At 64.4% G+C, this 19,803-nt stretch carries 24 protein-coding genes; 18 read left to right on the top strand and 6 right to left on the bottom strand.

Annotated elements, in window-relative coordinates:
* Positions 1-16: 16 nt before the first annotated feature.
* The 9 genes from A3840_RS07470 (at position 17) to A3840_RS07435 (ending at position 7,968) form a co-directional block, all read left to right on the top strand.
* Positions 17-889: a carbohydrate ABC transporter permease gene (locus A3840_RS07470; RefSeq protein ID WP_067454228.1), complete on the top strand. Its 873-nt coding sequence runs from the start codon at positions 17-19 to the stop codon at positions 887-889.
* Between the two features lie 186 nt (positions 890-1,075).
* Positions 1,076-1,906, top strand: coding sequence for a carbohydrate ABC transporter permease (locus A3840_RS07465; protein ID WP_067454227.1), 831 nt, complete (start codon positions 1,076-1,078; stop codon positions 1,904-1,906).
* 200 nt (positions 1,907-2,106) lie between these two features.
* Entirely contained in the window at positions 2,107-3,102 is a 996-nt protein-coding gene (locus tag A3840_RS07460) for an ABC transporter ATP-binding protein (protein ID WP_067454224.1), read from the top strand.
* A gap of 208 nt (positions 3,103-3,310) precedes the next feature.
* Positions 3,311-4,783 carry a mannitol dehydrogenase family protein gene (locus tag A3840_RS07455; protein WP_067454220.1) on the top strand — a complete coding sequence of 491 codons (1,473 nt, stop codon included), beginning with the start codon at positions 3,311-3,313 and terminating at the stop codon, positions 4,781-4,783.
* A gap of 55 nt (positions 4,784-4,838) precedes the next feature.
* Positions 4,839-6,422, top strand: coding sequence for an FGGY-family carbohydrate kinase (locus tag A3840_RS07450; protein ID WP_067454217.1), 1,584 nt, complete (start codon positions 4,839-4,841; stop codon positions 6,420-6,422).
* Positions 6,423-6,524: 102 nt separating this feature from the next.
* Positions 6,525-6,692, top strand: a complete 168-nt coding sequence (locus A3840_RS19650; protein WP_165603140.1) for a hypothetical protein — start codon at positions 6,525-6,527, stop codon at positions 6,690-6,692.
* Positions 6,693-6,782: 90 nt separating this feature from the next.
* Positions 6,783-6,941, top strand: a complete 159-nt coding sequence (locus tag A3840_RS07445; protein WP_067454214.1) for a DUF3309 family protein — start codon at positions 6,783-6,785, stop codon at positions 6,939-6,941.
* A gap of 233 nt (positions 6,942-7,174) precedes the next feature.
* Positions 7,175-7,534: an ElaB/YgaM/YqjD family protein gene (locus A3840_RS07440; RefSeq protein WP_082903725.1), complete on the top strand. Its 360-nt coding sequence runs from the start codon at positions 7,175-7,177 to the stop codon at positions 7,532-7,534.
* Positions 7,535-7,536: 2 nt separating this feature from the next.
* Positions 7,537-7,968 (top strand): hypothetical protein, encoded by a 432-nt coding sequence (locus A3840_RS07435; protein WP_067454212.1) that lies wholly within the window; start codon positions 7,537-7,539, stop codon positions 7,966-7,968.
* A gap of 7 nt (positions 7,969-7,975) precedes the next feature.
* Here A3840_RS07435 and A3840_RS07430 read toward each other — a convergent pair whose 3' ends face one another.
* The 3 genes from A3840_RS07430 to A3840_RS07420 all read right to left on the bottom strand — a co-directional run bounded on the left by A3840_RS07430 (position 7,976) and on the right by A3840_RS07420 (position 11,148).
* Positions 7,976-8,884 carry a diacylglycerol/lipid kinase family protein gene (locus A3840_RS07430; RefSeq protein ID WP_067454209.1) on the bottom strand — a complete coding sequence of 303 codons (909 nt, stop codon included), beginning with the start codon at positions 8,882-8,884 and terminating at the stop codon, positions 7,976-7,978.
* A gap of 1 nt (position 8,885) precedes the next feature.
* The gene (locus A3840_RS07425; RefSeq protein WP_067454464.1) at positions 8,886-10,304 is read right to left on the bottom strand and encodes a sensor histidine kinase; all 1,419 of its coding nucleotides are present in this window, start codon (positions 10,302-10,304) and stop codon (positions 8,886-8,888) included.
* 91 nt (positions 10,305-10,395) lie between these two features.
* Positions 10,396-11,148 (bottom strand): Crp/Fnr family transcriptional regulator, encoded by a 753-nt coding sequence (locus A3840_RS07420; RefSeq protein WP_067454207.1) that lies wholly within the window; start codon positions 11,146-11,148, stop codon positions 10,396-10,398.
* Positions 11,149-11,276: 128 nt separating this feature from the next.
* Here A3840_RS07420 and A3840_RS07415 point away from each other — a divergent pair, with 128 nt between their 5' ends.
* The gene (locus A3840_RS07415; RefSeq protein WP_067454204.1) at positions 11,277-11,657 is read left to right on the top strand and encodes a response regulator transcription factor; all 381 of its coding nucleotides are present in this window, start codon (positions 11,277-11,279) and stop codon (positions 11,655-11,657) included.
* Here the strand turns inward: A3840_RS07415 and A3840_RS07410 are convergent.
* Both A3840_RS07410 and A3840_RS20135 read right to left on the bottom strand, forming a co-directional pair.
* A complete protein-coding gene (locus tag A3840_RS07410) occupies positions 11,645-12,199 on the bottom strand; it encodes an RNA polymerase sigma factor (RefSeq protein WP_067454203.1) in 555 nt (184 codons plus the stop codon). The genes A3840_RS07415 and A3840_RS07410 overlap by 13 nt on opposite strands.
* Positions 12,200-12,202: 3 nt before the next feature.
* Positions 12,203-12,406 (bottom strand): NepR family anti-sigma factor, encoded by a 204-nt coding sequence (locus tag A3840_RS20135; protein ID WP_425388840.1) that lies wholly within the window; start codon positions 12,404-12,406, stop codon positions 12,203-12,205.
* Between the two features lie 170 nt (positions 12,407-12,576).
* Here A3840_RS20135 and A3840_RS07400 point away from each other — a divergent pair, with 170 nt between their 5' ends.
* A complete protein-coding gene (locus A3840_RS07400) occupies positions 12,577-13,371 on the top strand; it encodes a response regulator (RefSeq protein WP_067454198.1) in 795 nt (264 codons plus the stop codon).
* Positions 13,372-13,485: 114 nt separating this feature from the next.
* Positions 13,486-13,650 (top strand): DUF1328 domain-containing protein, encoded by a 165-nt coding sequence (locus tag A3840_RS07395; protein ID WP_046142315.1) that lies wholly within the window; start codon positions 13,486-13,488, stop codon positions 13,648-13,650.
* Positions 13,651-13,696: 46 nt separating this feature from the next.
* Here the strand turns inward: A3840_RS07395 and A3840_RS07390 are convergent, their stop codons facing one another.
* The gene (locus A3840_RS07390; protein ID WP_067454195.1) at positions 13,697-14,488 is read right to left on the bottom strand and encodes a YdcF family protein; all 792 of its coding nucleotides are present in this window, start codon (positions 14,486-14,488) and stop codon (positions 13,697-13,699) included.
* A gap of 145 nt (positions 14,489-14,633) precedes the next feature.
* Here A3840_RS07390 and A3840_RS07385 point away from each other — a divergent pair, with 145 nt between their 5' ends.
* The 6 genes from A3840_RS07385 to A3840_RS07360 all read left to right on the top strand — a co-directional run bounded on the left by A3840_RS07385 (position 14,634) and on the right by A3840_RS07360 (position 19,393).
* Positions 14,634-15,431 (top strand): ABC transporter ATP-binding protein, encoded by a 798-nt coding sequence (locus tag A3840_RS07385; RefSeq protein ID WP_067454461.1) that lies wholly within the window; start codon positions 14,634-14,636, stop codon positions 15,429-15,431.
* 64 nt (positions 15,432-15,495) lie between these two features.
* Positions 15,496-16,248: a transporter substrate-binding domain-containing protein gene (locus A3840_RS07380; RefSeq protein ID WP_067454191.1), complete on the top strand. Its 753-nt coding sequence runs from the start codon at positions 15,496-15,498 to the stop codon at positions 16,246-16,248.
* A 155-nt stretch (positions 16,249-16,403) separates the two neighbouring features.
* Positions 16,404-17,216 (top strand): ABC transporter permease subunit, encoded by an 813-nt coding sequence (locus A3840_RS07375; protein WP_067454188.1) that lies wholly within the window; start codon positions 16,404-16,406, stop codon positions 17,214-17,216.
* Positions 17,216-17,950 carry an ABC transporter permease gene (locus A3840_RS07370; protein ID WP_067454186.1) on the top strand — a complete coding sequence of 245 codons (735 nt, stop codon included), beginning with the start codon at positions 17,216-17,218 and terminating at the stop codon, positions 17,948-17,950. The genes A3840_RS07375 and A3840_RS07370 overlap by 1 nt, the downstream gene beginning before the upstream one ends.
* Before the next feature lie 7 nt (positions 17,951-17,957).
* Positions 17,958-18,257, top strand: a complete 300-nt coding sequence (locus A3840_RS07365; RefSeq protein WP_067454184.1) for an MTH1187 family thiamine-binding protein — start codon at positions 17,958-17,960, stop codon at positions 18,255-18,257.
* Positions 18,254-19,393 (top strand): succinylglutamate desuccinylase/aspartoacylase family protein, encoded by a 1,140-nt coding sequence (locus A3840_RS07360; protein WP_067454182.1) that lies wholly within the window; start codon positions 18,254-18,256, stop codon positions 19,391-19,393. Before A3840_RS07365 ends, A3840_RS07360 begins: the two co-directional genes overlap by 4 nt.
* The last annotated feature ends 410 nt before the right edge of the window (positions 19,394-19,803 follow it).

Below are 19,803 nucleotides of genomic sequence, written 5' to 3'. Positions count from 1 at the left end.
GCAATGGCGAGATAACATGGCCACCAGACAAACCCGAACCCTCGCCCGCACCATGATGGCCCCCGCCGTCATCGTGCTGTTCATCTGGATGGCCGTGCCGCTGGCCATGACCCTGTGGTTCAGCTTCCAGAATTACAGCCTCATCAACCCGATGATGACCGGCTTCGCCGGCTGGGCCAATTATGTCTATGTCATCGGCGATCCCAGCTTCACCCAGGCGCTGCTCAATACCCTGTTCCTGGTCGGCGGCGTGCTGCTGATCACCGTCATTGGCGGCACCTTCCTCGCGCTCCTGCTCGATCAGCCCATCTGGGGCCAGGGCATATTGCGCATCCTGGTCATCTCGCCCTTCTTCGTCATGCCGCCGGTCGCGGCGCTGATCTGGAAGAACGGCTTCATGCATCCCGGCTATGGCATGCTCGGCCATCTCTGGAAGGCCTTCGGCCTCCAGCCGGTGGACTGGTTCAATCAATATCCGCTGTTTTCGGTTATCGTCATCGTCGCCTGGCAATGGCTGCCCTTTGCGACCCTGATCCTGCTGACCGCCCTGCAATCGCTTTCCGAGGAACAGCGCGAGGCCGCCGAAATGGACGGCGCCAACGCGCTCAACCGTTTCCGCTACATCATCCTGCCGCACATGGCCCGGGCGATCACCATCGTCATTCTCATCCAGACCATCTTCCTGCTCGGCATCTTCGCCGAAATCCGCGTCACCACTGGCGGCGGGCCGGGCTATGCCTCCACCAATATCGCCTTCCTCGTCTTCCGCACCGGCATCCTCAGCAACGACATCGGCGCCGGCTCCGCCGGCGGCGTCATCGCCGTCATCATCGCCAACATCGTCGCCATCTTCCTGATGCGCGCCGTGGGGAGGAATTTGGATGCGTAGGTCCAGCGAGCGCCGGCCCCTCTTCACCTCTCCCTTCGGGGGAGAGGTCGCCCCCCTTGGGGCGGGTGAGGGGGCCTTCCCCAAAACCGACGCGTGGGCAAGGCCCCCTCACCCGTCGCTGCGCGCCGACCTCTCCCCCAAAGGGAGAGGTAAGACAGCGCTCCCCTCCAGCGTCAGGAGCTGAACATGGCCCGCCGCGTCCCCACTTCCACCCGCATCGGCTTCACCATCCTCGCCTGGGCCATCGCCCTGCTGCTGTTCTCGCCGATCCTCTGGACCATCCTCACGGCCTTCAAGACCGAGGCCGAGGCCATCGCCGCCCCGCCGACCTTCCTGCCGGAAACCTTCACGCTGGAAAATTTCGGCGCCGTGCAGGATCGTTCCGACTATATCAAGCACGCCACCAATTCGATCATCGTCTCCTTCGGCTCCACCCTGCTCGGCCTGGTGATCGCCATTCCCGCCGCCTGGTCCATGGCCTTCGCCCCCACCAAGCGGACGAAAGACATCCTGATGTGGATGCTCTCCACCAAGATGATGCCCGCCGTCGGCGTCCTGATCCCGATCTACCTGATCTTCCGCGACCTGCGCCTGCTCGACACGCTGCACGGCCTCACCCTGATCATGACGCTGATCAACCTGCCGATCATCATCTGGATGCTCTACACCTATTTCAAGGAAATCCCGGTCGATATCCTCGAAGCCGCCCGCATGGACGGGGCCGAACTCTGGAACGAAATCACCCATGTCCTCGTGCCCATGGCCATTCCCGGCATCGCCTCGACGCTGCTGCTCAACGTCATTCTCGCCTGGAACGAGGCCTTCTGGACCATCACGCTCACCTCCGGCCGCGCCGGCACGCTGACGGCCTTCATCTCCTCGTTCTCCTCACCGCAAGGCCTCTTCCTCGCCAAACTCTCCGCCGCCTCGCTCCTGGCCATCGCCCCCATCCTGCTGCTCGGCTGGTTCAGCCAGAAGCAGCTTGTGCGCGGCCTGACCTTTGGGGCGGTGAAGTGATGCGAACAGTCACCAATGCCGCGGCTCCTGTGTACCCCTCCCCCTTGAGGGGAGGGGAAGGGGTGGGGGTTCCGGCCTCACAACGAGTCCGGCGCTCGCCAGTCTTCCTGAACCCCCACCCTCATTCCCTCCCCTCAAGGGGGAGGGAGGCGCAGGCGTCACCCGCAGCGCTCTATTTCATCTCTTCGGAGGACTAAACCATGGGCTCCATCTCCCTCTCCCACGTCAACAAGTCCTTCGGCGACGTCCAGGTCATTCCGGATATTTCGCTCGAGATCAACGATGGCGAATTCGTCGTCTTTGTCGGCCCCTCCGGCTGCGGCAAGTCGACATTGCTGCGCCTCATCGCCGGCCTCGAGGACACCACCTCCGGCCATATCAGGCTCGATGGCCAGGACGTCACCGATGCGCCGCCCGCAAGGCGGGGCCTCGCCATGGTGTTCCAGTCCTATGCGCTCTATCCGCATATGAGCGTGCGCGACAACATCGCCTTCCCCCTCAAGATGGCGAAGACCCCTCAGGCCGAAATCGACCGCAAGGTCGATTACGCTGCCCGCACCCTCAACCTCGCCTCCTATCTCGATCGCAAGCCCCGCGCCCTGTCCGGTGGCCAGCGCCAGCGCGTCGCCATCGGCCGCGCCATCGTGCGCGAGCCCAAGGCCTTCCTCTTCGACGAACCCCTGTCCAACCTCGACGCGGCCCTGCGCGTCAACATGCGGCTGGAAATCACCGAGCTGCACCAGCAGCTCAAGACCACCATGATCTACGTCACCCACGACCAGGTCGAAGCCATGACCATGGCCGACCGGATCGTCGTGCTCAATGCCGGCAATGTCGAACAGTTCGGCTCCCCGCTCGATCTCTACAGGAAGCCCGCTAATCGCTTCGTCGCCGGCTTCATCGGCTCGCCCCGGATGAACTTCATCGACGGCGCCGAAGCGGGGAAGCACGATGCCCATTCCATCGGCGTCCGCCCCGAGCACATTCGCCTCTCCACCAGCGAAGGCGCCTGGCAGGGCGTGGTCAACGTCTCCGAGCAATTGGGCTCCGATACCTTCCTCCACGTCCAGACCGATTTCGGCCTCCTCACCGTGCGCACCGACGGCGACCAGACCTTCACCCATGGCGACAAGGTCTGGCTCACCCCCGACCCCAACCGCATCTACAAATTCGACGCGGCGGGCCAGGCGATCTGATGATGCAGGGCACCCAACTATCGGTTCTGCCCACCCTCCCCCTTGAGGGGAGGGTAGCGACGCTAGGGCCAACGGGCCGTAGCAAAGCTGGGGAGGGGGTCCACCGTCTAGTGCGCCTGAAATTCAGCGTCCACGGCACCACCCCCCACCCCAACCCTCCCCCTCATGGGGGGAGGGAGCCGACCGCCCTCGCATCGAGCTCCGCACTATGACCCAACTCTCCATCGCCGCCCTGCCCGCCATCCAAACCGCCGCCACGCCCTCATACAGTCGCGCCGATCTCACCCCCGGCATCGTCCATTTCGGCGTCGGCAATTTCCATCGTGCCCATCAGGCGGTCTATCTCGATGCCCTGTTCAATCGCGGCGAGGGTCGGGACTGGGCCATTATCGGCGCCGGCACCCGCGCCACCGACGCCGCCATGCGCGATGCCCTGCGCCAGCAGGATTGGCTCACCTCCGTGGTCGAGCAGGAGGCCGACACCAGCGCCGCCCACATCACTGGCGCCATGGTCGATTACATCGAGCCCGGCGACAGCCAGGCCGTCATCGCCGCACTGACCGATCCCGCCATCCGCATTGTCTCGCTGACCATCACCGAGGGCGGCTATTACATCGATCCGGCCAGCCAGAAATTCGATCCCACCCATCCCGATATCGCCTGGGATGCGGCGAACTTCGCCACGCCCAAAACCGCCTTCGGCCTCATCCTCGCCGGGCTGGTCAAGCGCCGCGAAGCCGGCATCGCGCCCTTCACCGTAATGAGCTGCGACAATATCCCCGGCAATGGCCACGTCACCCGGAACGCCGTCGCCGGCCTCGCCGCCCTGATCGATCCGGCCCTCGCCGAATGGGTCAAGTCTTCGGTTGCCTTCCCCAATGGCATGGTCGACCGCATCACCCCCGCCACCTCGGAACGCGAGAAAAATCTTCTCGCCGAGCGGTTCGGCATCGACGATGCCTGGCCGGTCTTCTGCGAGAGCTTCAAGCAATGGGTGCTCGAAGACAATTTCCCCGCCGGTCGCCCGGCACTGGAACAGGTCGGGGTGCAATTCGTGCTCGATGTCGCGCCCTACGAGCACATGAAGATCCGCATCCTCAATGGCGGCCACGCCACCATTGCCTATCCGGCCGGGTTGCTCGACATCCACTTCGTCCATGAGGCCATGGAGCACCCCCTCGTCTCCGCCTTCCTCAAAAAGGTCGAGACCGAGGAGATCATCCCCATCGTGCCCCCGGTGCCCGATACCGACCTCGGCGCCTACTTCGCCATGTGCGAAAAACGCTTCGCTAATCCCAAGATCGGCGACACGATCCGTCGACTCGCGCTCGATGGCTCCAATCGTCAGCCAAAGTTCATCATTCCGAGCGCTATGGACAGGGTCAACGCTAACAGTCTGCTCACCGGATTGGCCCTGGTGTCAGCATTCTGGTGCCGATATTGCTACGGCACCACCGATAGCGGCGCAGTCATCGAACCCAACGATCCAAGCTGGGATCGGCTGACCGCCCAGGCCCGGAAAGCGAAGGACAATCCTGCCGCCTGGCTGGAGATGGCCGACATCTATGGCGACCTCGCCAAGGCGCCCGCTTTCACGGAAACTTTCACCAAGTGCCTGAATTTCCTTTGGAAAAACGGCACGGCCGCGACGCTCGAAGCCTATCTCGCAGGCCGCCTCTAGCCCCTCTTGATGGCTTCGGCTATGGTCCGCGCCGGACCGAACAAGAGAGGCCGGCGTGGCGCAAGACCTCCTGGTGGGAGTGGATGTCGGAACGGGCAGCGCCCGGGCAGGCGTGTTCACGCGCTCTGGTAAGTTACTGGGGCGTCACGAAAATCCCATTTCGATGCGGCGCGAAGACGCCAATTTCGCCGAGCATGACAGCACCCAGATCTGGTCCGCCGTCTGCCAGGCCGTCCGCGGCGCCATGGCAAAGGCGGAGGCGGCCCCGGCCGACGTCGCCGGCATAGCCTTCGACGCCACCTGCTCCCTCGTCGTCCTCGACCCGCAGGGCCAGCCGGTTTCCGTCGCCCGCAACGGCGAAAATCGTTGGGATACAATCGTTTGGCTCGATCATCGCGCCCTCGCCGAGGCAGAGGAGTGCACCGCCACCGGCCATGAAGTGCTCGATTATATCGGCGGCGTCATGTCCCCGGAAATGGAAGTGCCCAAGCTGATGTGGCTCAAGCGCCACCTGCCGCAGAGCTGGGCCCGCGCCGGCATGATGTTCGACCTGGCCGACTTCCTCTCCTGGAAAGCCACCGGCTCGCTGGCCCGCTCGCAATGCACCCTCGCCACCAAATGGACTTATGTTCCGCACCAAGCCATTGGCTGGAAAGCTGATTTTCTCGCCGAAGTCGGCCTTGAAGACCTGATCGACAAGGCCGACTTGCCCGAAAAAGCCTCTCCCGTCGGCGCCGATCTCGGCCCCCTTACCGCCGAGGCCGCCGCCCAGCTCGGCCTCACCCCCTCCTGCCGCGTCGGCACCGGCGTCGTCGATGCCTATGCCGGCGCCCTGGCCGAACTCGGCCCGCTGACCGCCGATCCCGCCCGGATGAACCGCCATTGCGCCCTCATCGCCGGCACATCGAGCTGCGTCATGGCCATGTCGACCCAAGATGTTGGAATGAAAGGCATTTGGGGTCCGCATCTCGGCACCATTCTCGACGGCTTCTGGCAACTCGAAGGGGGCCAATCGGCCTCCGGCGCCCTGCTCGACCATATCGTGCGCTGGCATGCGGCCGGGGGCGAGCCGAGTGCCGAACGCCATCGCACCATCTGCGACCGCGTCCTGCAATTGCGCGAGATTGAAGGCCCGGCCCTGGCCGAACGCCTCCATGTCCTGCCCGATTTTCACGGCAATCGCTCCCCCCTCGCCGATCCCAACGCCCTGGGCGTCATTTCCGGCCTCACCCTGGACAGCGATTTCGACAGCCTCTGCCGGCTCTATTGGCGCACCTGCATCGGCATCGTCCTGGGCATCCGCCATATCCTGGACACGATGCGGCAGGGCAATTACGCCATCGATCATCTCCACATCATCGGCGGACACACGAAAAATCCATTGCTGATGGAGCTTTACGCCGACGCCACCGGCTGCACCGTGATCGAGCCGAAGACGCCCGATGCCACGCTGCTCGGCATGGCCATGATCGCCGCCAATGCCGCCGGCCTTTATCCCAGCCTCGAAAGCGCCTGCCTTGCCATGCACCAGGGCGGCACCAGCCGCGCGCCCGATCCCCAGGCGCAGGAACGCTTCTCCCGCGATTACCGCATCTTCCTGGAAATGCTGAAGCAACGCCAGGTCATCGACAGCCTGTAATAGCGCGCCGCGCCGGCTGCCGCGGGCCCGCCCTCGGGAACCAAAATTCATATCGCTCCGTTCTTCTGGCACGCGGCCGATGGACCGCCTTAGGAGACGGACATGAACCAGTTCCAGATCAGAGCCCTTGAAGATGCAGGTCGCACCACCACCGCGTGGGTTCCGGACAGCTTTGATCACCAGCCGCGTTTTGCAGACATCGCCCTGGCGCTGCTGCCCGCCTCGCTGATCCTAGTGGCCGCCACCGCGCTGCTCGTTGCGCTGCTTTAAGCAACAAGACTGGGGCAGCGCCGTCAAAAGCACGCCGCTCCAGGGACAACCGCCGATCGGCGGGCTGTATGAAATCTCTAGGAGGGTTACATGACGCTTGGCACAATTCTTATCATCATTCTCATTCTGCTGCTCATCGGCGCCTTGCCGAACTGGGGCTATTCCCGTGGCTTCGGCTATTTCCCCTCGGGCATTCTCGGCGTTGTCCTGATCGTCGTGCTGATCCTGGTCCTGATGGGCCGCATCTAGCCCATTTCACGCGGCGCGGGCGCCCGGGCAAGGACGTCGCCGCGCCGCCTGCACGCCACAGGCACGTCGAGCTCCCTCAACAATATGTGCCTGGAGCGGATCGGGCAGCGCCCCCCGCTCGATCCGCAACCTTCGTCCCGGCAGGCGCAGTCTTGTCGGGACGGCTTTCGGAAAGCGGCCGGGAACCTGCGCCGGGTTGAGGCATTTTCTTCGTAATCGAAAAGGAGCCCCTTATGGCAACCACCACCGACATGGCCCCCGGCCGCAAGAACCAGACCCCTGCCAGGAGCACCGCTTCCCGGGGTCGCGAGCAGGAACTGGAAGCCCAGGTCAAGCAATTGCAGGACGACCTCAAATCCATCACGGAAACGCTGGGCAAGCTGACTGGCGAAAAGGCCGGCGAGGCCCGCGCCATGGCCGCCGGTGAATTGAAGCAGCTCAAGCGCAAGGGTCAGGATATGCTGCACGATGCCCAGGGCCAGGCCGAAGAGGTCGAGAAGCAGCTCAAGGACACGATCCGCGAAAAGCCGCTGACCGCCGTGGCCACTGCCGCCGGCATCGGCTTCGTGCTCGCCTTGCTCACCCGGCATTGACCATGGGGCTGATCGCGCCGCTCGCGGCCCTGTTCGGTCTTGAGCTGGAAAGCGTCGCGGCCCGCGCCCGGGCCGCGGCCATCGTCTATGGCCTGATTGCGCTTTTCCTGCTGGCCGCCGCCATCTTTCTCACCGTCGCCGGCTATCTGGCGCTGGCCGATTTGTTCAGCCCGCTCATCGCGGCGCTGCTCATGGCCGGCCTGTTCCTGGTTCTGGCCCTGGCGGTCTATGCCGGCATGCTGATCGGGCGTGGACGCACTCGCCGCCATGTCGCCGAACGTCGCCGCGCCAGCGAAACCGGCGCCTTCGTCACCACCGCCGCGCTCACCGCCCTGCCCGCGCTGCTGCGCGCACCAGCCCTGGTGCGCATCGGCCTGCCCGCGGCCGCGATCGCCGCCTTCGCTTTGTTGCGGGACCGCTCCGACGACGAATGAACCCAGGTCAGGCCGCGTCTTCCGCCGGCCTGACCACCGCCATGGCCTGCGCATGGAGTTTGAGCGTGACGCTGGGCTCGAGCGGGATCAGCTCGCCATCGACCACCGCGTGATTGCCGCGCTTGCGCTTGGGAAAGCGCAATACCACTTCGGGCACTTCCGCCTCGCTCACCAGCGCATTGTCTCGCCACCGGCCGGTAAAGACGTCGAGCGCCAGCGCCACCAATTCGCGGCTGCTGGTGCCTGCCGCCAGGTAGACGCCCAGAAGGCCGCTATCGAGCCGCGCCGCCACCGGAATCGGACCATCGCCCAGCGGATTGTTGGAGACGGCAATACCGGATACCACATGCGTCTTGGCGCCCTCCGGCCCCACCAGTTCCACCTCGAAGCGGGGCGGATCGATGGCCGTCGCCAGGATCGCCCGCAGGCTCGCCAGCATCTTGCCCACCCGGTCGCGATAGCTCATGCCGTTGCGGATCCGCACCAGCCGCGCATGGATGCCCACGCCATATTGATGCACGAAGGGCCGCCCATTGGCCGTGGCGATATCGATATTCTCGATCCGCCCCCGCGCGATCGCCACCAGCGCCGCATCGAGATCGAGCGGCATGCCGAGGGCGCGGGCGAACAGGTTCATGGTTCCCGCGGGCAACACGGCCAGCGGCTTGCCGCTGGCATAGGCGGCGGCCGCGGCGGCCGATATCGTACCGTCTCCGCCCCCGGCCAGCATCACGTCGACCGCCTCGGCCGTGGAGGCCTCGGCCAGCGCCGCCTCCACCGCATCGCCGCCGATCACACGGCATTCCAGCGCGTGGCCTTCCTCGGCGAACAGTGCCTCGGCACGCTGGGAGAAATCGTCGAGATCGAGGCTGCGAAGTGTGCCGCCATCCTTGTTGAGAATTGCCCGGAACTGCATGCTAGGCCTCCAATTGCGCTTGGGACGCGCCGGTCAGCCCCGGCAGGGCTATTCTGATCGCCACGCCGCCCGCCGTGGTGCTCTCATATCGGGGTTCGCCCTCGAACTGCCCGGCAAGCTGCCGGACGATCAGCGATCCCAGCCCGCCATCCGTCGCTGCCGGATCGCTCATGCCCACGCCATCGTCGCGCACTTCCAGCACAGGCGTGCCACCCTCGTCGCGGAACAGCCGCACATCGATCGCCCCCCTCCGCCCGCCGGGAAAGGCATGCTTGAGCGCATTGGTGACCAATTCGCCCACCAATATGCCCAGCGTCGTGGCGTCGCGAGCGCTGACATCGATAGGCTCGATAGTGCTGGACAGCGCGATCCGTCCGCCATCGGTCTGCGTCGCCGCGATATCCTCGATGACGGCGGTGAGAAATTCGCTGGCGCTGGCGCTTTCCAGGTCGTCGCCCAGCCGCAGCCGCCGATGCGCCGAGGCGATGGCATGCACCCGGAGCCGCGCCGCCTCCAGCGCATCCCGAACCTCGTCCGAGCGGCTGCGCATCACCTGTAGGGCCAGCAGCGACGAGACCGTGGCCAGCGAATTGCCCACCCGGTGATTTGTATCCTGCAGCAGCGCCTCCACCCGCTGCCGCTCCCGCTCCGCATGGGCGCGGGCAGCTTCGATTTCGTGCGTCCGCTCGGCGACCTGCGCTTCGAGCACTTCGTTCTGGCTGAGCAGGCCCCGGTGGCTGCGCGCCAGGTCGCTCACCTGCCGCTGGGTTCGCGACAAGAGGGCATAGGCCAGGATCGCGGCAGCGACCAGCGCGGCAATCAAGGCCACGACCAGCCCGATCCGGGTCTGCTCCATCTCCTCGTTGCGCGCCGCCAGCTTGAAATCTTCCTCGGCGATGAAATCTTCCAGCGTCTGGTTGACCTCCGCCATCAAGCGCGCGCCCATCCCCGTCTGGGTCAGCGATTGCGCCTCGTTCGCCCGCTCCGTCCTGGCCAGTTCGACCGCGCGTTCCATTTCCGCCATCTTGCCGGCAATATCGTCGGTGATGCCGGCCACGCGCAGGCTCTGGGCCGGATCGTCGGCTGTCAGAGCCAGCAGCGCCTCCACCCGGCTGTCGATGCCGGAAGCGGCTTGCTGGTAGCGTTCGAGAAATTGCGGATCGGCGGTCAACAGAAAACCGCGCTGGCTGGCCTCGGCCTGGCTCAGCGCATGGGTCAGTTCCCGCGCTGCCGTGCGCATGGCATGGCTTTCGACGACGTCGCTGATCTGCCGCCCGATCCCCTGCATCAGCAGCAGCGAGGCCAGGGCTGCCAGGCATACCAGGCCGAGCGACACCCAGATGGCCACCCGCCTCGCGCTGCGGCGCAGCGCCAGGGATGCTTCAACGCTCTTCTCGGTCGCCTCAGCCACAGCACTCATCCCGTCCACCGCACGGATGCCGACCGCCACAACCGGTCTTCAGCCCGGCCAGCATTGGTCAATCGCCATGGCAGGATTGAGGCCGGCATGGCTAGATCAGCGGCCGCTTGCGATCGTGCAGGCCTTCCCAATCGGCGACGACCATCAGCCGCTCGAGATCCAGCACCTCGCAGGCCCCGCCCAGCCAGCGCACCAGGCCCAGATTGCTCAGCTTGCGCAGGGTCTTGTTGGTATGCACGATCGACAATCCCAGCGTATCGGCCACATGCTGCTGGGTCAGGGGCAGCTCGATCCGGGCCGCATTGGGCGCCACCATCCGGGCGCGCTGGTGCAGGAAGCTCAGGAGGTAGGCCGCGCGTTCCAGCGCCGTCCGGCGGCCCAGGCTCAGCAGATGATTGTCCAGCATGCGCTCCTCCTGTGCCGCCAGCCAGGTCACGTCGAAGCCCAGGCCGGGATGGCCGCCGAACAATTCGTCCAGCCGATCGCGCTGGAACACGCACAGCACCAGCGGCGACAGCGCCTCCACCGAATGCTCCATTTCGCCGATCACCGAGCCCTGCAGACCCACCAGGTCCCCCGGCAGCATGTAATTGAGAATTTGACGGCGGCCATCGGCCAGCGTCTTGAAGCGGAAGGCCCAACCGGACAGCAGCGTATAGAGATGCGCGCTATGCGCCCCTTCGGACAGGATGACCGCGCCAGGCTCCGCCGTCATTTCCCCGGTCTTGAAACCGGAGACGAAACGCAGCTCCGTCGGCGTGAAATCGCGGAAGGCCGGCAGGGCGCGCAGCGGGCATTGCTCGCAGGGCACGCGGCGGCCTGTATGGGGAAGAACGAGATTCAAGAAATGACCCGACGCTGAAGGTAAGTCCTCAACGCGCCGCGCTGCGTAGCGTTCCGCATGTCAAAGTTAAATGACAATCCAGAGCTAGCCAGTGCAAATGACGCCTAACTCGGCGAAAGGCGCCCCATATGCTGGCCGGACAACCCGTTCTCATCGTTGAGTCGGAAATCATCATATCGCTGAGCATGCAGGTCGTGTTGCAGGCCATGGGCGCGGGCCATGTCACCGTGCTGACCAGCCCGGAGGAATTTCGTAGTCATGCGAAATTGGCCGCCAACCCTGCCTTGGCCGTCATCGAGGTGGAATCGCGTCGCCGCGACCAGCTCGACCTTGTCCGCGCGCTGCGCGAGGCCGGCATTCCCGTGCTCGGGCTGACGGCAGACAACGGATTGCGAAATGGCATGCCCGATTTCCCGGACACGCCATTCCTGGTCAAACCTGTGCCCGACGAGAGCCTCGTGGAAGCGGTGCTCAGCCTGCTCCGGCAGCAACCGGCTCAGAACGAGTGATTGCCCGAGGTCACCTGCGCGGAAACCGCATCGGGACCGTAATCGGCCTCGCCGCTGATCTGCAGCAATTCGCTCAGCCGCGAACGCGCCCGGCTCACCCGGCTTTTCATCGTGCCTACGGCGCAATCGCAGATCGCAGCCGCTTCCTCGTAGGAAAACCCTGAGGCGCCGATCAGGATGATGGCCTCGCGCTGGTCGTCGGGCAATTGCGACAGGGCCTTCTTGAAGTCTTCGAGGTCCAGCGAGCCATATTGGGAAGGATGCACCGAGAGCCTTTCGGTGAACACGCCGTCGCTGTCCTGCACTTCCCGGCCACGCTTGCGCATCTGGCTGTAGAATTCATTGCGCAGGATCGTGAACAGCCACGCCTTGATATTGGTGCCCATCTGAAAGCTGGATTGTTTCGCCCAGGCCTTCATCACCGTATCCTGGACCAGGTCGTCGGCCTTGTCGTGCTTGCCGGTCAGCGACACGGCAAAAGCTCGGAGGCTCGGCAACGTGGCCAGCATCTCGCGTTTGAACGAGGTTCCTTCGGCGCTCATGGCCTATTCCCCGTCCCGCTGGGTCGTCCCGGTCTGCTGCGCCTTTTCGGCATTGTCCAATTTTTCGAGCAAGTCGAGCAATTGATCCGGCACGCCTTCTTCCTGGACCGCGCCATAAAGCGCGCGTAGGCGCGAGCCGATATCCGAATTCGGCCCGAGACCATCTTCAGCCCGCCCCGGCTGCGTTCGCGCACGTTGCTGGGTCACCCAATTATCCTTTGTCATACTTCAATAGACCGATCAGTCTTGCCATCCCTGGAGGCTGGAAATGCCCCGGTTGCAAAAAAGTTCCAAGCCGGAGAGGAACTTTTCCAATGCTGGCCCGTTTCGGACTGCTGTGAGGTCATATCACAAGCGTCATCTGGGAGATTTCGTCTATGTCTTTGTCCACGCGGATTGCTCCGCACCTGCCCTACCTGCGCCGTTTTTCACGGGCCGTCACGGGATCGCAGACGTCGGGTGATGCCTATGTGGCTGCTACGCTCGAAACTCTTATCGGCGACATTTCGCTTTTCCCCGAGGCCAGCAATGATCGCATCGCGCTCTATAAGCTGTTCTCGGCCCTGTTCTCCTCCTCCGCTGTGAGCGTGCCCCAGCCGGCCTCCAGCTTCGTCTGGGAACAGCGCGCCGCCGCCAACCTCGCCAATCTCGCCCCGCGCCCCCGCCAGGCTTTCCTGCTCGTGGCCGTCGAAGGCTTCACCCATGCCCAGGCGGCCGAAATCCTCTCTGTCTCGGACCAGGAATTCGAAGCCTTGCTCGACCAGGCCTCCCACGAGATTTCGCGCCAGGTGGCCACCGAAATCATGATCATCGAGGACGAGCCGCTCATCGCCATGGATATCGAGCAGATGGTGGAAAGCCTGGGCCATAAGGTGGTCAGCATCGCCCGCACCCACAAGGAAGCGGTGAGCCTGTTCAACCAGACCCGGCCCCGCATGATCCTGGCCGATATTCAGCTTGCCGATGGCAGCTCCGGCATCGATGCGGTCAACGACATTCTCAACACCCATTCGGTGCCGGTGATCTTCATCACCGCCTTCCCCGAGCGCCTCCTCACGGGCGAGCGGCCCGAGCCGACCTTCCTGGTCACCAAGCCGTTCAATCCAGACATGGTCAAGGCCCTGATCAGCCAGGCCCTGTTCTTCGACGACGGCTCTCGCGCCGCCGCCTGAGGCCCCGAAATTTTCTCGAAAAGGCCGGCGCATCGCCGGCCTTTTTGTTTGGGCATCGGAACTCCGATCTTGGCCAAGCGTTTCTAACTCAAGGCAAAATCATGGAGATTCCCCATGCTGTACTATGCTCTCGTCTTTCTGGTGATCGCGCTGATCGCTGGCGTTCTCGGTTTCGGCGGCATTGCCGGCGCCTCGGCAGGTATCGCGCAGATCCTGTTCTTCCTGTTCTTGGCCTTCCTGGTCATCTCGCTGGTCATCGGCCTGTTCCGCAGGACCTGACACCCGATCATCTGAATGAAAAAGGCGCCGCGAGGCGCCTTTTTCATTATGGGCCCGGCAGCAGTTCCGCGCTGCGCCCCGTCCAGTGATAGGCCAAAAGGCCGATCCATTCCCGCACCGCGATCGTCGCCGTCTCCAGGTTCTGGTTGGGATTGGCGATATCAATCCCGAAGCCCTGGTTGCCGGCGCTGCGGTAATCGGTCGGCCAGGGCACGACCTCCACGCCCAATTGACGGAAAATCCCCACCGAGCGCGGCATGTGGAAGGCCGAAGTCACCAACACCACCGCGCCCCCATCCCCCTCGAGCAGGCCCCGCGTGAAATCGGCGTTCTGGGCCGTATTCATCGAGTCCCCCTCCAGCACCAGCCGGTCTTCGGCCACCCCGAAACCAGTGAAGAACCGGCGCATGGTCTCGGCCTCGCTTTCCGTTTCCCCCTGCAGGAAACCGGCGCCGCCGCTCAGGACGATCTTGGCGTCCGGATAGAGCTGCGCCAGCCGCAGCGTGGTGGTCAGCCGGTCACCCGCCTGGTTGAGTTCGGCTACGCCCCGCACCGTGCTTGGCCGCGCCATGGTCGCACCACCCAGCATGATGATCGTTCCCACCTGCTCGGGCGGTTCGACCGGCATCGGAAACCGGTTCTCCAGCGGCTGGATCAGCACATAGCCGAAACTGGTGAAGGCGACGAGAAAGTGCAGCCCCACGCCCAGGCCCAGCGCCGATATCGCCATCCGCCGCCGCCCCCATAGCACTAGTGCAAGGCCCGCCAGCATCAGAAGCAGCACCAGGCTGGTCGGCTGCACCAGAAGCCAGAACACTTTAGAGGCGAGGAAAAACATCGGGCCACTCTCTCCAGCCGTTCGAGGGAAAGCTTTTTCGCTTGCTATCTCACTGGCTTCTGGTTTTCTACCAAACGGTCAAGATTGCCAGCCTCAATAAGGCAATCGTCAGTCAGGAAAGGCGCCTTTCGCGCCCATGGTGAGCATGACGCAAACTGAACCCGTCGTCGCGGGGGCATCGGCGGTTGTCGAACTGCGCAATCTGCACAAGTCCTTCGGCGCCCTCGAAGTCCTCAAGGGCATCTCCTTTACCGCGCGCGAAGGTCAGGTCGTCTCGCTTATCGGCTCCTCCGGATCGGGCAAGTCCACGCTTTTGCGCTGCATCAACATGCTCGAAATCCCCGACCAGGGCGACGTGCTGATCGATGGCGAGCTCATCGCGCTCCGGGGCACCGGTCCCCAGCGCCAGATTGGCGACGAGCACCAGATCCGCCGCATCCGCTCCGAATTGGGCATGGTGTTCCAGTCCTTCAATCTCTGGGCCCACATGACCGTGCTCGAAAATGTCATGGAAGCGCCCCTGATCGTGCAGAAGCGCCAGCGCACCGAGGTCGAGGCCGACGCCCGCGCCATGCTCGACAAGGTGGGGATCGGCGCCAAGGCCGATGCCTATCCCGCCCAATTGTCCGGCGGTCAGCAGCAGCGCGCCGCCATTGCCCGCGCCCTGTGCATCAATCCGCGCGTCATGCTGTTCGACGAGCCCACATCCGCGCTCGATCCCGAACTCGAGGTCGAAGTCCTGCGCGTCATAAAGCTGCTCGCCGATGAAGGCCGCACCATGGTCCTGGTGACCCACGACATGGATTTTGCCCGCTCGGTATCGGACCGCGTCATCTTCCTCCATCAGGGCCTGATCGAGGAGGAAGGCAGCCCCGACGAAGTCTTCGGCGCCACCAGATCGGCCCGCCTCAAGCAATTCCTCAACGCCGCCAGCCATGCTTGAGCGTTGGGAACCGACCCGGAACACCGGGCGCCTAATCACAAGATCAATTGAACGGAGAAACACGATGAAAAAGACCATGCTGGCGGCCGCGGCCGTCCTGGCGCTCGCCACTCCCGCCTTCGCCCAGGAAAGCGTTCGCATCGCCACCGAAGGCGCCTATGCGCCCTGGAACTTCCTCAACGATGCAGGCGAACCCGCTGGCTTCGAAATCGACCTGGGCAATGCCATCTGCGAGACCGCGGGGCTTACCTGCGAATGGATTCTCAATGACTGGGATTCCATCATCCCCAACCTGCTCGCGGGCAATTACGATCTGATCATGGCCGGCATGTCGATCACCGAGGAGCGCCTGGCCACCATCGACTTCACGCAGGATTATTTCCCGCCCGATCCGTCCAAGTTCGTCGCCGCGCCCGGCTCTGACCTCGATTTCTCGGCCCTGTCCGGCGCCCGGATCGGCGTGCAGAGCGGCACGATCCAGGCCGCCTATGCCGAAGAGAACCTGTCCGCGGACAATACCATCGTGTCCTTCGCCACTGCCGACCAGAACATGGCCGACCTGATGGCCGGCAATATCGACACCATCCTGGCCGACGGCTCCTATCTCGAGCAGGTCGTCACGGCCTCCAACGGCGCCATCGAATTCTTCGGTGAGGATATCCTGGTCGGCGGCGGCGTCGGTGCGGGCCTGCGCAAGGACGATGCCGAACTCAAGGCCAAGATCGACGACGCCCTCACCGCGCTCAAGGCCGATGGCACCGTCGACCGGCTGATCGCCCAGTGGTTCGACGGCCAGGGCCCGTACTACGCCGAGTAAGCTGGTTGAGGCGGACCTGCCAGACATTCTCGCAGCATCCGCCTCACCCACAGATCGTCACCCTCGGGCTTGACCCGAGGGCTCTTGCGACGGTCGCAAAACATAACGCCCTCGGGTCGAGCCCGAGGTGACGAACGACGGGTTCAAAAAAGCGCATGCTCGACGACATCGCCTTCTGGGTCGGCTACCTGACCAATGGCAAGCATCTGACCTGGTATGCCAGCTTCCAGTTCACCATCTTCGCCGCCCTCATGGGCGGTGCGCTGGCCGTCGTCTTCGGTCTGACCGGCGCGACGCTGAAGAATTCGCGCTTCCTGCCCTTCCGTCTGGTCGGCTCGTTCTATTCGGCCATCGTGCGCGGCGTGCCCGATGTGCTGTTCTTCCTGTTCTTCCCCCTGGCTTTCGAGCAGGCGGTGGAGTGGATCGTCGCCACCCAGGTCTGTTCGCCCGAAGCCATCGCCGCCCAGACCGCACCCTGGCCGCCCTGCCGGGAAGCCAATTGGTTCCTGGGCACGTTCGAATATCTGATCCTGGCCAGCGTCTCGCTCGGCCTCGTCTATGGCGCCTTCGCCACCAATGTCATCCACGGCGCCATGCGCTCGGTGCCCGCCGGCCAGCTCGAAGCCGCCCGCGCCTATGGCATGAGCGCCCGCCAGGTGCTCTGGCACATCCATATCCGCCAGATGTGGGTCTATGCCCTGCCCGGCCTCTCCAATGTCTGGATGCTGATCATCAAGGCGACCTCCCTGCTCTCGCTGTTGCAGATCGCCGATATCGTGCTCTGGGCCGACCGGCTCGGCGCTCCCAATTTCCTGCCCGCCGTGGGCCTCGTCCATGACGATTGGCGCTGGCGCTATTACCTCGTGCTCTTCGTCTTCTACATCCTCGTCACCTGGCTGTCCGAGCGCGCCTTCGGGGCCATCATGCGCCGCGCCGGACGCGGCATTCTCAGCGAGGCGCATGGCTGATGCAGGGCTTTCTCGACGATCTGGCCATCATGGCCCCGGCGGTGTTGTTCAACATCTATTTCGCCGCCGCCTCCATCCCCATCGGCTTCGTCCTCGCCGTCTTCCTGGCCCTGGGCAAGGCCTCGTCCAATCCGCTCCTCAACCGGTTGTCGCGCGGCTTCATCTATGCCTTCCGCGGCTCGCCGCTCTTCATCCAGTTCTTCATGTTCTATTCCCTGGCCCTCTCGCTCAACATGAGCGTCTGGCGCCCCCTGGGCATTTCCGGCTTCGTGCTGCACCCCCTGTTCATGGGGCCGCTGGTCCTGATGCTGAACACCGGCGCGTATACCGCCGAGATTTTCTATGGCGCCCTGCGCGCCGTGCCCCGCGGCGCCGTGGAGGCCGCCCGCGCCTATGGCATGAGCCGCTCCCAGCAATTCCGCCGCATCATCTGGCCCAACCTTATCCGCCTCGCCTGGCCGGCCTATACCAATGAAGTGGTCTTCCTCTTCCACGCCACAGCCATCGTCTATTTCGCCCTGCCGGTGGTGGGCGCGCAGCGCGACCTGATGAGCACGGCCAAGAACCTGTTCGAACGCGATTTCAACGCCTTCCTGCACTTCCCGGTCGCCGCGCTCTATTTCCTTCTGGTGTCGCTGGTCATTTTCTTCCTGTTCGGCCTGGTCTATCAGCGTCTCATGCGCCACCTGCCGGCCCGCCCGGGCCTGCGCTATGCCCCTAAATGGTTCCGTTAGGCCCGACATGAAGATCATCGCCGATTTCTGCATCGTCCCCATGGGCGCCGGCCCCTCCGTCTCTCGCTATATCCGCGAGGTCAAGGCCGTGCTGGACCAGACCGGCCTCACCCACGAAATGCACGCCAATGGCACCAATATCGAAGGCGAAATGGCCGAGGTCAGCGCCGCCATCGAGGCCTGCTGCGGGCGGCTGGAGGAGATGGGCGTCGAGCGCATCTTCTGCACCATGCATTTCTCCACCCGCACCGACAAAAACCAGAACATGGCCGACAAGCTCTCGGCCCTTGCCGAGCCAGCAAAATGACCTTCCAGCAGCACACCCTGACCCTGCCGGGCGATACGCCGGGCCATTCGACCACGCTCTATTGGTATAGCGCCGGCCCCGAAACCGCCGAAACCAAGGTGCACCTGCAAGCCGCGCTCCATGCCGACGAACAGCCCGGCACCATGGTCCTGCATCACCTGCTGCCTATGCTGCGCGAAGCCGACGCGGCGGGAAAGCTCAGGGCCCGTTTCGTCATCTTTCCCTCGGTCAATCCGCTCGGCCTCGCCACCCGCGTCCTGCGCCGCCATATCGGCCGCTACGATCTCGAAACCGGTGTCAATTTCAATCGCCGCTGGCCCGATCTCTACCCGCAGATCGCCCAGGCTATTGCCGGCCGGCTCACCGCCGATCCAAAAGCCAATATCGCGCTCATCCGCAACGCCGTCCGCGCCTGGCTCGATAGCCAACAGCCGGCAACGGCCGCGCAGAAACTGCGCCTCGCCGTGCTGAAATCCGCGCACGACGCCGACATCGTCCTCGATCTCCATTGCGACGACGAAAGCCTCATCCACATCTTCACCTCGCCCGAACTGATGCCCGGCCTGCAGGATCTCGCTGACCGCATGGGCGCGGCCGCCACCCTCACCGCCGAGGATTCGGGCGGCGGCTCTTTCGACGAAGTCCTGCCCGGCCTCTATCGGAAGGCCCAGCGCGCCCATCCCGATTTGCCCATTCCCATGGGCGCCGAAACCGCGACCCTCGAATATCGCGGCCAGGCCGACACGCACGATGAAACCGGCATCAACGATGCCCGGGGCCTGTTCGACTTCTTCGCCGATCGCGGCCTCATCGACGCCAGCGCGCCCGCAGCCAGGCCCATGCCTGCAGCCACCCCCTTCGAAGCCACCGAAGTCCTCCGCGCCGACGGCCCCGGCCTCCTCGCCTATCGCGTCGGCTTGGGCGACAAGGTGAAGAAGGGCGACATCGTCGCCGACATCATCGCCATGGACGGCCCCCAAGCCTTCCTCGCCCGCACCCCGCTCCGCGCCGGCACCAATGGCTTCATCCTCTCCCGCGCCAGTGCCAAATATACCGTCACCGGCGCCTCCGTCGCCAAGATCGTCGGCACGGAAATCCTGCCCGCAAGAGCCGGCGGCTATCTGCTGGAGGATTGAACCTAGGGCCATCCCGACGCACCGGCCCACACCTCCCCCTTGACGGGCTTCGAGCCGCCCCGCAGGGCAAATCTCTCCGGCGGAGAGATTTGAGGCGAGAAGGCCATGAAAGCTCTGCTCGAATGGCGGGGAACTGTCCCAAGCACCGGACCCAACCTCCCCCTTGACGGGGGAGGTAGCGCAGCTTGGCCGACAGGCCTAGCGGAGCTGGGAGGGGGGTGCCGGCACACTGGGGCCGATGCCACCCCCACCGCTCGTCACCCTCGGCTCGACCCGAGGGTTCTTCCCTGCCGAAGCCTCCCACACACCGCGCCCCCCTCGGGCCTGAGGGCCAGTCCCCACGCGCCCCACCGCATCGGCTCAAGCCCCCGAACGCCCTCGGGTCGAGCAACCGTGGATGGTTAGGCGAA

This window comes from Devosia elaeis (assembly GCF_001650025.1).
Lineage (GTDB): Bacteria > Pseudomonadota > Alphaproteobacteria > Rhizobiales > Devosiaceae > Devosia > Devosia elaeis.
The sequence above is the reverse complement of the archived record's forward strand: the minus strand, read 5'-3'. Positions and strand labels throughout refer to the sequence as shown.